Origin of the sequence: Aeromonas popoffii, from assembly GCF_037818705.1 — a bacterium.
GTDB lineage: Bacteria > Pseudomonadota > Gammaproteobacteria > Enterobacterales > Aeromonadaceae > Aeromonas > Aeromonas popoffii.
Genome location: NZ_CP149129.1, coordinates 3,862,989 through 3,878,406, shown reverse-complemented (window position 1 = coordinate 3,878,406; position 15,418 = coordinate 3,862,989). Strand labels below are relative to the sequence as shown.

The 15,418-nt window shown below is 52.8% G+C and carries 11 protein-coding genes; all 11 read left to right on the top strand.

Annotated features, from left to right (window positions below):
* The first annotated feature begins 7 nt into the window (after positions 1 to 7).
* The 11 genes from WJM78_RS17805 to WJM78_RS17755 all read left to right on the top strand — a co-directional run bounded on the left by WJM78_RS17805 (position 8) and on the right by WJM78_RS17755 (position 15,411).
* Positions 8 to 2,452, top strand: a complete 2,445-nt coding sequence (locus tag WJM78_RS17805) for a primase-helicase zinc-binding domain-containing protein (RefSeq protein ID WP_339010850.1) — start codon at positions 8 to 10, stop codon at positions 2,450 to 2,452.
* 432 nt (positions 2,453 to 2,884) lie between these two features.
* A complete protein-coding gene (locus WJM78_RS17800; RefSeq protein ID WP_339010849.1) occupies positions 2,885 to 3,379 on the top strand; it encodes a hypothetical protein in 495 nt (164 codons plus the stop codon).
* 613 nt (positions 3,380 to 3,992) lie between these two features.
* Entirely contained in the window at positions 3,993 to 5,969 is a 1,977-nt protein-coding gene (locus WJM78_RS17795; protein ID WP_339010848.1) for a class I SAM-dependent DNA methyltransferase, read from the top strand.
* Between the two features lie 199 nt (positions 5,970 to 6,168).
* The gene (locus WJM78_RS17790; protein WP_339010847.1) at positions 6,169 to 7,131 is read left to right on the top strand and encodes an Abi family protein; all 963 of its coding nucleotides are present in this window, start codon (positions 6,169 to 6,171) and stop codon (positions 7,129 to 7,131) included.
* A complete protein-coding gene (locus WJM78_RS17785; protein WP_339010846.1) occupies positions 7,128 to 8,531 on the top strand; it encodes a restriction endonuclease subunit S in 1,404 nt (467 codons plus the stop codon). The genes WJM78_RS17790 and WJM78_RS17785 overlap by 4 nt, the downstream gene beginning before the upstream one ends.
* On the top strand, positions 8,528 to 9,472 hold the full coding sequence (locus tag WJM78_RS17780; RefSeq protein WP_339010845.1) for a DUF5655 domain-containing protein: 945 nt from the start codon (positions 8,528 to 8,530) through the stop codon (positions 9,470 to 9,472). The genes WJM78_RS17785 and WJM78_RS17780 overlap by 4 nt, the downstream gene beginning before the upstream one ends.
* Before the next feature lie 29 nt (positions 9,473 to 9,501).
* Positions 9,502 to 11,124: a type I restriction endonuclease gene (locus tag WJM78_RS17775; RefSeq protein ID WP_339010844.1), complete on the top strand. Its 1,623-nt coding sequence runs from the start codon at positions 9,502 to 9,504 to the stop codon at positions 11,122 to 11,124.
* Positions 11,040 to 12,665, top strand: a complete 1,626-nt coding sequence (locus WJM78_RS17770) for a type I restriction enzyme subunit R domain-containing protein (RefSeq protein WP_339010843.1) — start codon at positions 11,040 to 11,042, stop codon at positions 12,663 to 12,665. Before WJM78_RS17775 ends, WJM78_RS17770 begins: the two co-directional genes overlap by 85 nt.
* Entirely contained in the window at positions 12,662 to 12,946 is a 285-nt protein-coding gene (locus tag WJM78_RS17765) for a hypothetical protein (RefSeq protein WP_339010842.1), read from the top strand. The genes WJM78_RS17770 and WJM78_RS17765 overlap by 4 nt, the downstream gene beginning before the upstream one ends.
* Positions 12,943 to 13,164, top strand: coding sequence for a hypothetical protein (locus WJM78_RS17760; protein ID WP_339010841.1), 222 nt, complete (start codon positions 12,943 to 12,945; stop codon positions 13,162 to 13,164). The genes WJM78_RS17765 and WJM78_RS17760 overlap by 4 nt, the downstream gene beginning before the upstream one ends.
* Positions 13,165 to 13,863: 699 nt before the next feature.
* Positions 13,864 to 15,411 carry an OmpA family protein gene (locus WJM78_RS17755; RefSeq protein WP_339010840.1) on the top strand — a complete coding sequence of 516 codons (1,548 nt, stop codon included), beginning with the start codon at positions 13,864 to 13,866 and terminating at the stop codon, positions 15,409 to 15,411.
* Positions 15,412 to 15,418 lie beyond the last annotated feature (7 nt).

Below are 15,418 nucleotides of genomic sequence, written 5' to 3'. Positions count from 1 at the left end.
GCGAGGTATGAGCACTGTAAGGTTTGTTTCTGATGTGGCCGCCGCAGCTGTAGGGCACTGGCCGGATTTGCTGGCGGGTCTTGGCCTCGACATTCCGCGTCATGGCAAGCATGGCCCCTGCCCTGCCTGTGGTGGCAAAGATCGCTTTCGACTCGATGACAAGGAAGGACGAGGGACTTTCATCTGTAGCCAGTGCGGCGCCGGGGATGGGTTGGAACTGGTATGTCGGGTGACGAGCAAGAGCCCCAAGGAGGCCGCCGAGTTGATAGCGCCTATGGTGGGGTTGGCTGCCGGTGGGCTAGATCCTGCCAAACGGGAGCGCATCCACCAGCAACAACAGGCCAAGGCCAAAGAGGTAGCCCGAAAGAGGGAACATGGATACAAGAGGGCGGCAAAACGCGCCAGTCGTATCATGAACGCGCATTCGTTTGGTGGTAGTGCTTACCTATCCAGGAAAGGTTTTGTGGGGCACCAGATCTCGATGAGCAACTCCAAGGAGACGATAAACGGTGAGGAGTTTCCTGTCGGTAGCGTGATTATTCCCTTGCTCGATGATGCAGGGGCGCTGGTGAACGTGGAGCTAATCCGCAACGAAGATGGTTTGAAACACACCTTGGGTGGTTGCCGTAAGGCTGGTGTATACCATCGCATTGATGGTGGGGCGCTGGTGGCCGTGGTGGAAGGCTACGCCACCGGGCTATCAGTCCAGCAGGCGACAGGGGCAACGGTCTATTGCGCGATGACAGCCAACAATCTGATGAACGTGGCTGAGATTGCCAGAAGCCAGCACTCAGACGCCCAGATCATTATCTGTGGTGATCACGACTTGGATAATGCAACAGGCCAGCGTAATGGCACTACCAAGCACCAGACTGAGCAAGCAGCACTGGCCGTGGGCGGGCGTGCAATATTTCCACCAGAGGCCGGGGACTGGAACGATTACCACCAAGCTCATGGGCTGAGTAAGACACAAGAGGCCATCATGAGCGCCAGCACCATACCGGCTTCCAGCCAAAACCAAAACGCCAGCCAGAAGGGAGAGGAACTCTGGCAGATCGAAGTGAACCCGCCCCAACGGGGGCATGAGCCGCCAGCCACCATGATCGACAAGATGAGTGCTAGTCAGCGGGCTGTATTGCTGGTCGAACGATTGGGGCAAGTTGCTATCAGCCTTGAGGCCGAGCGTGTCTATCGCTATGACGGCAGCCTATGGACGCCATGGACAGATACCGAGCTGCGCCGCGAAATGGCAGCCATCTTTACCGAGCATGGCGTTCCGTTCAGTGACAAAGGTATTGCCGCCACAGTTTCCACGATGAAGCTGATGATCCCAACCATGGGCCAGCCCACCAAAGAGCTGATCGGCTTTGCTAATGGGGTTTATGACATGGCAACTCGCCAGTTTCGGCCACATTCGCCTAGTGATGGACTGCTCACGCATAACGGTATCAACTATGCATCGCCGCTCGTTGATGAATGTCTCGATCGGGATGCCCCCAACTTCACTAGGTGGTTATGCCATGCCGCCGATAACAACGCCCCCAAGATGGCTCGCATCAATGCCGCCCTCTATATGGTGCTGGCAAACCGTTATGACTGGCAGCTATTCCTTGAGGTTACCGGTGAGGGGGGCAGCGGCAAGAGCATCTTTGCCAATGTGGCAATCCTGTTAGCTGGTGGAAAACGGAACACTGGCTCCGGCAACATGGCCTCACTGGACCACGCTAAAAGTCGCTACCAGTTTGTCGATAAACGGCTGATTGTGCTGCCTGATCAGCCCAAATACATAGGTGATGGCAGTGGGATCAAAGCGATTACCGGGGGAGATCTGGTCGAGATCGATGGGAAGTATGAGAAACAATTTGCCACTGTCATCCAGGCTGTTGTGCTGGCAACCAATAACGAACCCATGGTCATTACTGAACGCAATGGGGGAGTTTCAAGGCGCAGGGTGATCTTTACCTTTGACCGGGTTGTTGCCGAAGCGGATAAAGACCCGTTGCTCGGCGACAAGATTGCCGCCGAGTTGCCGGTGGTGATCCGCCATCTGTTAGCCCAGTTCGCTGAGCCGGAGAATGCCCGTCATTTATTGTTGGAACAGCGTAACTCTGATGACGCCTTGACCATCAAACGAGCCACTGACCCCGTGATCGACCTTTGTGGGATGGTGCTCTTTCTGGATGAACCCAAGGGATTGATGATGGGTGGTAATCCGGAGATCAAACGGGAACCCCGGCGCTATCTCTATCATGCCTACCTTGCCTTCATGGAGTATCACGGCCTGGGGCGCCCGCTATCAGTTCAAGGTTTTAGCCGTGCGCTCAAGGCAGCAGCCAAAGAGTATGGCCGCCAATACTGCAGCAGGGTGATCAAGGGCAAGTCACAAACCAACATTATGTTGACCGAGGTAGCGGAGATGTTCTTACCCCAAGCTGTCTATGCCGATCAGTAATGACGGAACAGTGATGACAGAATGATGATCTTGGCCGCTGTACCTGATGATACGTAGGACTTTCATCTACAAACCCTACCCTCCCTACCCGGCACAGCTGAAAGCCTTGCCAGGCAAGGGATGTAAAGAGGTAGGGTGAGTATTCTCTAACCCTACCCAAACCCTACTGGTCATCTTTATCCCTACCGTCATGGCTGATTTGGCTTGGTTGCAAATCTACGCTGTTCTGATTAACCAAACGGATGAGATCTTGCTGCCGGGGTAGGGTATGGGTAGGGAATGAATGTTGAACCCTACACGTTTCAAGCCAGTCTTGGTAAGGCCTGCCACGGAGGTAGGCTGGGTAGGAGCAAAAAAGCGGTAAAACAATTCAGGGGGATTAGCGGGCCAAGCCAATGATGATCCACCAAGCCCAACGTGAAGCAGAAGCGAATGATCGACGAAGTTCTGAAGATGTATGCCAAAGACATAGCGGAAGAGGAAAAGCAGCGGCTAAAGGAGAAAAAACGAGCAGAGCGCCAACGCAAGAAGTTAGAACGATTATGTAAACCTGCGCCAGGAGTTGAGGACATTTTTCGGTATCGTAATGCCTGGGCTCGGAATGTCGGGCAGTCTAACCGTCGATTGATGGAACGAGCAGAGCGAGACCATGCCATAGCCAAGCTGGGGCCGATTAATCACTTGGCTGCTCTTGTCGTTGCAATGGAGTGGCACCCGCACCATGCCTACATTCTGGTCGTCGCAACAGATCCCGGCGTGACCTGTGAGGAGCTGACTGACTTCTACAACCTGAGCCATTCAAATCACAGGATGGTGTTCCGTCGCTTGAACACAGTGTTGAAGCCGTTGGGTTGGCGTTTCGCCTCATACCCTAGGGGCTCACCAAATGAGCCATGGGGTTGGGAGTTGGAAATCATCCCGGAGTGATCATCCCTAAAATGATCACTTTTTGTGTTACAGGCGATCATTATTGCCCTGCGTGGCCATGTGGTTGTGATAAGCCAATGATAATGCTGTGCTACAGCCCAGCTTACGTCCCCAAATACGGTAAAGCGATCACTTTTGGCAGAGTGGTTCTGATGCAAAAGCAGGATCGCTTACTCGCGTCACAAATCGTGGTAACACACAGTAAAATAAAGGTTTTTATTAAAAGTGATCGTTTTGCATAACGATCCTTTTTCTCTGCTCTCGGCGATCGCTTTTCTGGCTAGCCAGGATCGTTTTTTGTAGTCACCAGTCCCCTAATTCACCGCAAGCCCAGTCCTGGCAAGGGATTGCTGGTAGGGGCGATCGCACACGCCTCTTCGACTGCCCCCCCAAAATGCAAAATCCTTTGTCCCGTTACGAGTGATCATTTGCAGAGCGCCCTTGAACCTTGCTGTATCGAAAGGGGGCGATGGATGACGGTGAGAAGCAAGAGAGGTATTGGTTCACCAAACAGCCTGGCTCACGAAAACACCATGTCCCCTGTGGTAAACTGCCCGCATTTCCGTTTGGTCCTGAATATGCCTCGGCAGTTCCCCGTATTTTGAGAATCCTGATGACCACCAATATCTCTTCCCTGGCTAGCCTGATCTGGTCGGTTGCCGATCTGCTTCGCGGTGATTTCAAACAGTCCCAGTATGGCCGCATCATCCTGCCCTTTACCGTGCTGCGTCGTCTTGAGTGTGTGCTTGCACCGAGTAAGACCCAGGTGCTGGCTATGGTGGATACCACCAAAACCATGCCGGAGCTGGCCAAAGAGAAGCTGCTGCTCAATGCCAGCGGCCACGCCTTCTACAACAGTTCGCCGCTGGAACTGGCCAAGCTGGGTGAAACCCATGTGGGTGACAACCTGGATGCCTACGTGCGGGCCTTCTCCAAGGATGCTCGTGAGATCTTCGAGCACTTCAACTTCGATGCCAGCATCAACCTGCTGGAAGATGCCGACCTGCTCTACAAGGTGGTTCGCTCCTTTGCCAACGTGGATCTCTCCCCGGAAGCGGTAGACAACTACCACATGGGTTTGGTGTTTGAAGAGCTGATCCGCCGCTTTGCGGAAAGTTCCAACGAAACCGCCGGTGAGCACTTTACCCCTCGCGATATCGTGCGGCTCACCACCTCCCTGGTGTTTGCCGGTGATGACGAGGCGCTCGGCAAGCCGGGGATTGTGCGCTCCATCTATGACCCCACGGCGGGGACCGGTGGGTTTCTCTCTTGCGGCATGGAGTATCTGCACGAGCTGAACCCCGCCGCACGGCTGGCTACCTTCGGCCAGGAACTCAACCCCGAGTCCTACGCTATCTGTAAAGCCGACATGCTGATCAAGGGGCAGGAGATCAGCAACATCAAGCTGGGCAATACCCTGTCTGATGACCAGTTGCCCTACAAGAGTTTCGACTATTGTCTTTCCAACCCGCCATTCGGGGTGGACTGGAAGAAGGTCGAAAAGCAGGTGCGAGATGAAGCGACCAAGCAAGGCTTTAACGGCCGCTTTGGCCCCGGCTTACCACGGGTATCTGACGGCTCCTTGCTGTTTTTGATGCACCTCATCGCCAAGATGCAGCAACCCACGGCCGAGTGTGTGGGCTCCAAGATCGGGATTATCCTCAACGGCTCACCGCTCTTTACCGGTGGGGCGGGCAGTGGCGAGAGCGAGATCCGCCGTTATATCCTTGAGCACGATCTGCTGGATGCCTTGGTGGCCCTGCCCACCGATATGTTCTACAACACCGGCATTGCCACCTATATCTGGGTGCTCTCCAACCACAAACCGGCCGAGCGTAAGGGCAAGGTGCTGCTGATCAACGCCAGCGATATGCACAGCCCGATGCGTAAATCGTTGGGCTCCAAGCGCAAGCAGCTGAGCGATGAAGCGTTAAGCGAGATCGTTAGCCTCTATAGCCGCTACGAAGAGAGCCCGATCGCCAAGATCTTCCCCACCACCGCCTTTGGCTATCGTCGTCTGACCATTGAACGACCGCTTAAACTGGCGTTCTATCTGCAGGATGCCGAGCGTCTTGCCAGCCTCACTGCCGACAAGGGATGGGCCAAGCTCGATGGCACTTTGCAGTCCACCATCCTGACTGCCTTGGGCCAGTTTCCTGAGGCCAAACTGCTCTCACGCGACAAGTTCAAAAAGCAGCTGACCAAGCTGCTGGGGGAGGTCAAGCTGCCTGCTCCTGCCTTCAAGCTGCTGGTGAGCCATCTTGCTGAGCAGGACGATGCTGCCGAAGTGTGTAAAGCCAAGGGGGAGCCGGAAGCCAACCCGGATCTGCGGGATAACGAGAATGTGCCGCTAGGGGAGGACATCTATGACTACCTCAAGCGAGAAGTTCTACCCCATGTGCCGGATGCCTGGATCGACACCAGCAAAACCGATCCGCTGGATGGTCAGATTGGCATGGTCGGTTATGAGATCCCCTTTAACCGCCACTTCTACAAGTACCAGCCGCCCCGCGAGCTGGCGGCCATCGATGCCGATCTGGATGCGGTAGCCAAGGAGATTATGCAATTGCTGGCGGAGGTGCATTCATGATGGCGACTCATACAGGCCACTCAGATATAGCTGACACAGTTGGGCGCAATAGCACGCAATATGACGCAAAGAGATTGACTATCGGACGTCCGATATCTAGTATCGCGGGTAACACACCCGCCATGCCTCTCAACGATGCACACTTTGGCGGGTTTTTTATGCCTGAAATTTACAGTGTCGCAATGAGCTGGAGATTTCAGTGAACAGCTACCCTAAACCTCCTCTGTCGCTGGATGAACAGTTGGCCTTGCTTGCCGAACGCGGCCTCCTGATTACTGATGAGGCAAGCGCTCGCCACTATCTGGCCAATATCAGTTACTTTCGGCTCAGCGCCTACACCCGACCTTTTTACAGGCCGGATCAAGATGAACATCGCTTTATCGACGGTACTCATTTTGAGCAAGTCCTTGAGCTCTATGTGTTTGATCGGGAGCTTCGCCTGTTACTGCTTGATGCGATTGAGCGGTTGGAAGTCGCACTGCGAGCCCGGTTAACAGAAGTGTTGGCAACCCATTACAAGGACCCATTCTGTTATCTAGATCAGACTCTGTTTGATAGTCGCTATGATCACGGCTGGTTGTTGGCGGAGCTAAGAAAGAAAGCTCAGGGTCATAAGATGGAACATTTTATGGCTCACTATAGGCAGCGATATCCAGATGCACCACAGGAGCCGCCAATCTGGATGGCGATGGAGCTGCTGACCTTTGCTCAAATCTCCTGCCTCTTTGCCAATCTATTATCACCTGAGGTGCAAAAGGATATTTCTGGTCACTTCGGCTGGCCCTATACCGTGTTGAAGTCCTGGTTTCGCTCGCTCTCAGATTTGCGTAACTGGTGTGCCCACCATAGCCGCGTCTGGAATCGGGAACTCGGTACGGCCCCTCTTTGGCCGAGAAAGAGTGCTGAACGATTGGCTGCAGTATCGGAGGGACTGCAAGTCAATGCTGAGCAACAGCTTAATGGTCGCAAACGTCTCTATTTTTTGCTGGTGATCATCGAGAGTCTGTTGGCCAGAGTTAGCCCGGATAGTGCCTGGTCATCTCGTTTGCTCGCCCTATTTGCCAAATACCCCCATATCTCCCTAGCCCATATGGGAATGCCGGTGAACTGGCAGCAAGATCCCTTCTGGCAACAGGTATTACAACAAGGAGAGCAGAGATGATAGCTGCCGAAAATAAAAATATGACCAAGTATCAGCCGTATCCGGAATATAAGGATTCGGGGGTTGAGTGGTTGGGGTATTTGCCTACTGATTGGCGAGTCATAAAGCTGGGTTTTTTGGCCACAAAAATTGGTAGTGGTAAGACACCATCTGGTGGTGCAACAGTATATGTCGATGAAGGTATTACCTTTCTTCGAAGCCAAAATGTTTATGACGATGGTTTGCGTTTAGATGATGTTGTCCATATTACTCCAGATGTTGATACTGAAATGGCACATTCACGTGTCAAGCCGATGGACATATTGATAAATATTACTGGGGCATCTATCGGCCGGACATGTATCGTTCCGCTAGGAATCGGTTCTGCAAACGTCAATCAGCATGTTTGTATTATTCGTTTGAATAAAGGTGAGCTTATTCGTTTTGTCTCTTGGGCTGTGAAAGCACAACCAACTAAGGCACAAATTGATAATGCTCAGACCGGTGCTGCTCGAGAGGGGCTAAATTTTGAGCAGATCGCAAGTTTGTTGTTATCTCTGCCTCCAGAGACAGAATGCGAACAAATATCCGATTTTCTCGACTACGAAACCGCCCGGATTGATCGGTTGATTGTCCAGCAGCAACGGTTGATTGAGCTACTCAAAGAGAAGCGGCAGGCGGTGATCTCCCACGCCGTCACCAAGGGTATGAACCCCGATGCTCCAATGAAAGACTCCGGTGTTGAGTGGCTCGGTCAAGTGCCAGAGCATTGGCACATCCGGAGGCTTAAACATCACATTATTTCAATGGAGCAAGGTTGGTCACCTCAATGTGAGGCTCGCCTTGCTGAAATGGGTGAATTTGGTGTGATGAAAGTTGGTTGTGTCAATGGTGGCATATTCCGAGCGGGGGAACATAAAGCGTTACCCGCAGATTTAGATCCTAAGGCAGAATATCGTTTGAAAAAAGGTCAGTTATTGATGTCGCGAGCGAATACCCGTGAGTTAGTGGGTAGTGCAGCGGTCGTTGATGCTGATTATGATCAGCTTTTACTTTGCGATAAATTATATCGTATTAAATTATCATCTGATGTCAGCCCAGAGTTTATAGCTTTATTACTCGGCACCTTAGCTTATAGAGGTCAAATCGAGTTATCTGCCTCTGGTGCTAGCGATTCGATGCAGAATATTGGCCAAAGCACGGTTAAAGAACTACCCATTGCATTTCCTCCGATTGATGAAGTGGGTGGTATCCTAAAGTATGTAACAACAAGATTGCGTACTTTTGATAGTTTGAATAACCAGCTTAAACAACAGTATTCACTTCTCCAAGAACGCCGCACAGCCCTGATTTCCGCAGCTGTCACCGGCAAGATAGATCTGCGTGGCTGGATACCGCCAGCGGATGAGGTAGCCGCATGAGCGACATCAAATTGTTTCGTTATGGCCACCAGGGGGTGAGCGAGTTGGAGGGCAAGGCTGCAGTGGTCGAAAAACAGTTGCAGCAGTTGATTGAAAACCACATGGAATCCTTTCTAGGGATTCGTTTTCTAGCCAGTGAATACAACACAGGTAAAACCCATAAGGGCCGTATCGATTCGTTAGGTCTCGATGAAAATGGTTGTCCAGTAATTATCGAGTACAAGCGTTACAGCAACGAGAATGTCATCAACCAAGGGCTCTTCTACCTTGATTGGTTACTCGATCATCAGGCTGAGTTTCAATTGCTGGTGATGAAGACGCTTGGATCAGTTGTCTCCGAAAGTATCGAATGGGAAGGTACTCGATTACTCTGTATTGCCGGTGATTTCACCAAATATGACGAGCATGCAGTCCAGCAGATAAACCGCAATATCGAGCTGCTACGGTACAAGTTGTTTGCTGAGGATTTGTTGATGCTTGAGTTGGTTAACGTGGTAGCGGCATCAAGTCAGTTCGTTAAATACCAGGCAAGCGAGCAGAATGCTCAAACTAGAGTTGATAAGCAAAAAGGGGTTTACGGGATGAAGACTCATCTCGAGCAGCTAGAGCTTGCGCCACCAACGTTGAGGCTGCTCTATGAAGGGGTTGTGGATTTTACATCCAGTCTTGGGGATGACGTACTTTACAAACAACTCAAGTTGTATGGAGCCTTCAGGCGACTTAAGAATTTCGTCTCTGTTATCGTACTACCTAAACAAGATCCCAAGCTGCAGCTGCTGCTTAAGCTCGATCCGAAGACAGTAGATATAGAAGAGGGATTCAGTCGCGATGTAAGTGACATTGGCCATTGGGGAACCGGTGACTTGGAGTTGACCTTGAGGGTTGTGGATGACTTGGAGAAAGCAAAACCGTTCATCATGAAAGCATTTGAGGAAAACTGATGAGTATGGATGCCAAAGCCAGGGAGCTTGTGTTTCAGAATTATATTATCGAGCAGTTGGCCGCTTCGGGTTGGCTGGTGGGTGAGTCGGCTCATTACGACAAAGAGCGAGCTCTCTACCCGGAAGATTTGATCGCCTTTGTGCAACAGAGCCAGCCTGAGGGGTGGCAGAAGTTCTGCAAGACCTATGGCGAGCAACCAGAACGTCATCTGCTGGATGGTGCAGTGCGCCAGTTGAAACGCAGTGAAGGGGGAACCCTGTGGCTGCTGCGTAATCAGATTGAAGATCGCGGCCATCGACTCAAGGTGGCCAGCTTCAAGCCGGATCATGACTTGAATCCCGAGTTGCTGGCTCGTTATCAAGCCAACCGGTTGCGGGTGGTACCCGAGTTGGTCTATAGCCCCCATGGCTATGATGGCCGTATCGATCTGACCCTCTTTTTGAACGGCATCCCGGTAGCGACACTGGAACTCAAATCTTGCTTCAAGCAGTCGCTGGAGAATGCCAAGAAGCAGTATCGCGAAGATCGCTTGCCCAAGACCAATGGGCGTGATGAACCACTGCTGAGTTTTCGCCGCGGGGCGCTGGTGCACTTTGCAGTGAATCAGTTCGAAGTGGCGATGACCACCAAGTTGGCGGGCGACTCGACTTTCTTCCTGCCATTCAATCAGGGCACCCATGAGGGTGGGGCGGGCAATGATCAGCCCTTGTCAGTGAATGGAGAAGAGGGCATCGCCACTGGGTATCTGTGGCAAGAGATCCTGCAGCCGGATAACTTCCTGCGGATACTGAGCCGCTATCTGCACCTTGAGGTCAAGGTGGAAGAGGATGAGCTGGGGCGGCAGAACAAGAAAGAGACGATGATCTTCCCTCGCTATCACCAGTGGAAAGTGGTTCAGAATTTGTTGGCCACGGTGGCACAGGAGGGGGCTGGTCAGAAGTATCTGGTCCAGCACTCGGCTGGATCAGGCAAATCTAACTCCATTGCCTGGTTGACTCATCAGCTGGCCTCGCTCTACCTGGATAAGGGGGAGAAGCTGTTCAATTCGGTGATAGTGATTACCGATAGAACGGTGCTCGACAGCCAGTTGCAAGAGACTATCGCCCAGTTTGACCATGCTGATGGGGTGGTGAGCCGCATCAACCGCGAAGAGGGAGATGGCTCCAAGTCGGCACAGCTGACCGAGGCTCTGGCCAGTGGCACGCCCATCATCATCGTCACCATTCAAACCTTCCCGCACGTACTCAAGGCCATTCAGGAATCGACCACGCTGAAAGGCTCTCGCTTTGCGGTGGTTGCCGATGAAGCGCATTCAAGCCAGACCGGCAGCACTGCGCGCCAGTTGCGTGAAGTCTTGATGGCCGAGCAGCTGGATGTGGAAGAGGAGCTCAGTGGCGAAGATGTGATGAACATGACGCTGGCCGCTCGTGGCGGCAGCCAGAACATCAGCTATTTCGCCTTTACGGCAACCCGAAGGGTAAAACGCTGGAGCTGTTTGGCCGCCCAGCGAACCCGGCGATGCCGCTTGGCCCAGATAACAAACCCAAGCCATTGCATGTTTACTCCATGCGTCAGGCGATCGAGGAGGGTTTTATCCTCGACGTGCTCAAGAACTACACCAATTACAAGCTTGCCTACAAACTCGCCATGAAGGCAGAAGAGGCCATCTCTGGTAGCGAAGAGCAGGAAGTGGACGCTAAGAATGCTCGCATCCGGCTATCCAAGTGGGTGCGGCTGCACCCGCACAATATTGGTCAGAAAGTGGCGATCATCGTTGAGCATTTCCGCTCCAACGTGGCCACTCTCCTGGGGGGACAGGCCAAGGCGATGGTCGTGACCTCGAGTCGGTTGGAGGCGGTGCGCTACAAGCTGGCGTTTGACAAGTATGTAAGGGAGCAAGGCTATGGTGCTATTCGTGCCATGGTGGCGTTCTCTGGCGATATCGAGGAAGAAGGGCAGAGTTTTAACGAGCGGAACATGAACCCCGAGCTCAATGGGCGGGACATGCGTAAGGCGTTCGATACCCAGGACTATCAGGTGATGCTGGTGGCCAACAAGTTTCAGACCGGTTTCGATCAGCCCAAGCTGTGTGCCATGTATGTGGACAAGAAGCTGACAGGGGTGGATTGCGTTCAGACTCTGTCACGGCTCAACCGCACCTACCCCGGTAAAGAGAGCACTTTTGTGCTCGATTTCGTCAATGACCCGCTGGATGTGCTGGAGGAGTTCCAGAAATATTTTGAGACAGCCACCCTCGATACCGTCTCCGATCCCAATCTGGTTTATGACCTGTTCCACAAGCTGAAAGCGACGGGCATCTTTACCTGGAGTGAGGTGGAGGCGTTTAGTGATGCCTATTTCGATCCCAAGCGCGGGGCGCAAGCCTTGCCCGGTTATATCAAACCGGCTGTCGAGCGGTTCACCAAGCGTTACAAGCTGGCCAGTGAGGCTGTGCGGGAGTGCCGCCAGATGCTCAAACGCATCGAACGGGAAGGGGGATCTGCGACTGACAAGGTAAATGCCGAACGGCGGGTCAAAGAAGCGACCGAAGCCCGGGGTGAGCTGGATCTCTTCAAGAAAGATCTCAACAGCTATGTGCGGTTCTATGAGTTTGTCTCCCAGATCACCGCCTTTGATGACGAATCATTGGAGCGGCTCTGCGTGTTCGCTCGCCACCTGCTGCCGATGTTGCGTCAGGAGGTACTGGAGGAGGACGAGATTGACCTCTCCCAAGTATTGCTGAGCCATTACAACCTCAAGGCCAAGCGAACTCAGGATCTCAAGCTCAAAGAGGATGCTGCCGGTTATGGCTTGCAGGGCATTTCGGCGCTCGGCAGTGCCAAAGCAAAAGAGGAGAAGAAAGACTTCCTCTCTCACATCCTGGAGCAGTTGAACGATCTGTTCGGCACAGAGGTGACCGATGGGGACAAGCTGGATTGGCTACAGGGGATGGCCAGCAAGATTGCGGAAAACCAGCCCTTGATGGATCAGGTTCGAAATAACCCCCGAGACGCCATCATGCTGGGTGACTATCCCAAGGCAGTCGATGCTGCCGTGATCGAGCGAATGGATATCCAGAACGGCATGTCGCTGGACTACCTCTCTCGGCCCGAAGCGGCCAATGTCATCCAGGGTTTGATCCTGGACCTGCTGTTCAAGGGATTTGGTAAGCCATTGCAAGGGAAGCTATGAGTAGCGTGAACTGGAAAGACCTGTTGGCCCACCTCAAGGTGGTGGTGCCAGCAGGCAGCGTGACCAGCTATAAGGTGCTCTCGCGGCATTTTTATGGCCATGACAATGGCACTCAAGCTATTGCCTCCATGCTGAAGGCTGCCGTGGCTGCAGATGTTCGTCATGCGATTTGGACCAACCGAGTGGTAGGGGCTGATGGGAGCGTCGTTGATGTAAACGGACAGGCGGATCAGCTGAAGGAAGAAGGTTGGCTGTTGCCACTCAAAGAGGTGAGGGTGTGAAGGGACAAGAGGGCTTTCGCTTACCAAACCGAATCCATGATATCGGTTCTTTAGTGTTTCAAGCCAAGCAATGGAGCCAGACCCCCTCAGTTGAAGATCTCTGGATGGCCTATCTGGCTCGCATTCCTATGGAGCGTACGCGTGAAGAAATCCATGCTCTCCAGTCATGGTTTTATCAAGAGGTTGAGGAGCAGGGGTATGAGCTTCTACTAATTTAGTAAGAAATGGGTTCAGCCTCCGAGGAGATTGAACCCATTTTTATGTTTCATGAAACCCGAGGTTCGGCCTAATCAAGAGTCCGGATCTAGTTGACTACGCCATAAGGCAACCTAACTGATAACCAGCGTACTTATCTGTAATTGTCTGAACTAAAAGGATTAAGCTTTCAGTTTTACTGTGGATCATTTCTTTTCGCAACCAACATAATGAGGCTGCATTACGTTCTCGTATGAGGCACAATGTGGGCCGCGATATTAATCGTCGGACACCATTTGGTGTCTCTTTGTTTGTGAAGGTTTTTATCAGTGGTAAGGCGATGGGGATCTGGATAAGAGAGCCTGTCTTTTGCTGAAACATTCCCAAGGAGAAACCCTCATTCCCAAGGAGAAACCCTATTACCTAGGGGGCTGGTTGAAAAATTAAAATAATGAGTTATCTGTTGCACTGCTTGAGCATATTACCACCGGCATGGAGTGCGGGTGATTTATTGTTCAATTCAATATTAATACCAGTCCCGATACGATTCCCGATGTGCAGGAATCCATCATCGAATCGTGTATCAGCGTTTTACTCCGAGTTCTGTCCACTGACTCACGGTGAATTGAGGGGTTGGCAAGAAATCTTGCTATTCAGGTAAACATAACAAAAAAGGATAAGTAATGATTAGGATGCCTATAGCGAGGCCAACTGCGCTGGCGATGGCCATAACCGTGTCGGTGACAGGGTGTGCAACCATCGACAAGAAAGTGGCCGAGAGTGATAGTTGGGTCAGCTGTGTTGGCGGTGGCCTGCTAGGGGCTGTTGCTGGCGCTGCAATTGGTGCAACCCAAGGTGGTAGCGACAAGGTGCTCCTCGGGACCATTGCCGGTGCCGCTGTGGGTTGTGGTGGAGGCCTGTTGTACAAAAACCGAGTTGATCGGTTGCAAAAAATAGCCAAGGAAGAAGGCTTGAAAATGCAGGTGAGAGAGCTGCAATTGGCCACCGCTCAGGACCAGCAGAAACAGAGGGAGGAATCTGCCGCCGTTGGACTTGAAGCGTCAGTAGAGTACGCCCAGATGTTCCCGGTAGGTTCTGCCAACCTGACCACTGAGGGCTACCGGAAAATGACCCGTGTGGCGCAAGAGTTCGCCAGCAAGCGGGAAGATCAGTCCAAGCTCCCCGAGAATCAACGCAGGAAGGTGTTGGTGGTCGGCCATACCGATTCTGCCGGGGCTGCTCAGTTCAATCAGCGCCTCTCTGAGGAACGAGCCCGGGCCATGGGCCAGATATTGGCCGCAGCCGGGGTGCCTCGTAGCGATATCTACTACCAGGGGGCAGGCTCTTCCCGACCGATTGCCAACAACGACAGCGAAGATGGTAGGGCACAGAACCGCCGGGTCGAGTTGGTCGAGGTGCAAAATGAGGCCTTGCTGGTCAAGCGTGTGAGTGAGGAACGTGCCAGTCCCAAATATTTGGCTCATGGTACCGGCACTGCGAGCAAGGCCGCACGGGCTACCACTACCAGTTCAGTGACCAAAAAGGTGGCGAAGGCTGAGACCGCACCCGCTAAGTCTGCCAGCGTTGCCGAGTCGACAACCACGGCTGCGGCGCTCATCAAGGACAAACAGGCCAATCAGCCTCACTTGGATAATGCTCTCCCAGCCAGTGAATCTGTAGCGATCAAATTGGCGGGCAAGGGAACCATCGACTTTGGTGGCCATCTGGTTACCGACAGTTCCTCACCACTGACCGGTAGCATTGCGCCCAAGACCCCCACCTTCTCCATTATCAGTCCGGCTTACGCCAGTGCACCTATCAGTTCTTGCATAGGGGATCTGCCCCGTGTAGAGGGCCAGGTTAAGAATCTGGAGAACGACCAACCGCTGGTGGAACATTCGACTGAAGAATACTTCCCTGGCCTCAATGGCAAGCCATGGGTTGCCGCCGTGAATGGTCATGTTGCCTCGGTGGGGCCTGTTGCGGTACTGCGTGACGAGGCGAAAGTGGTTAAGCAGCCCGCGATGCAGTTCATCCCGGACTACAAGAAATCCAAAAAGCAGACCGCCAAGATTGAATCGGTCGCCAACACCTATGAAGGGGAGACCCAAATCCTCTATCGGGTGTTTGCCGTCAATCAGGCCACCTCACCCGTGTCGTGCATGGACGTTGTGTTCGACAAACGATCTGGTTCTGCGGTTGCAGGCGAAATCTACTATCCGAAGCAGAGTGATGCCTACGTGGCCCAATACCTGCCCAAGCGTCGTTAAGGACTCC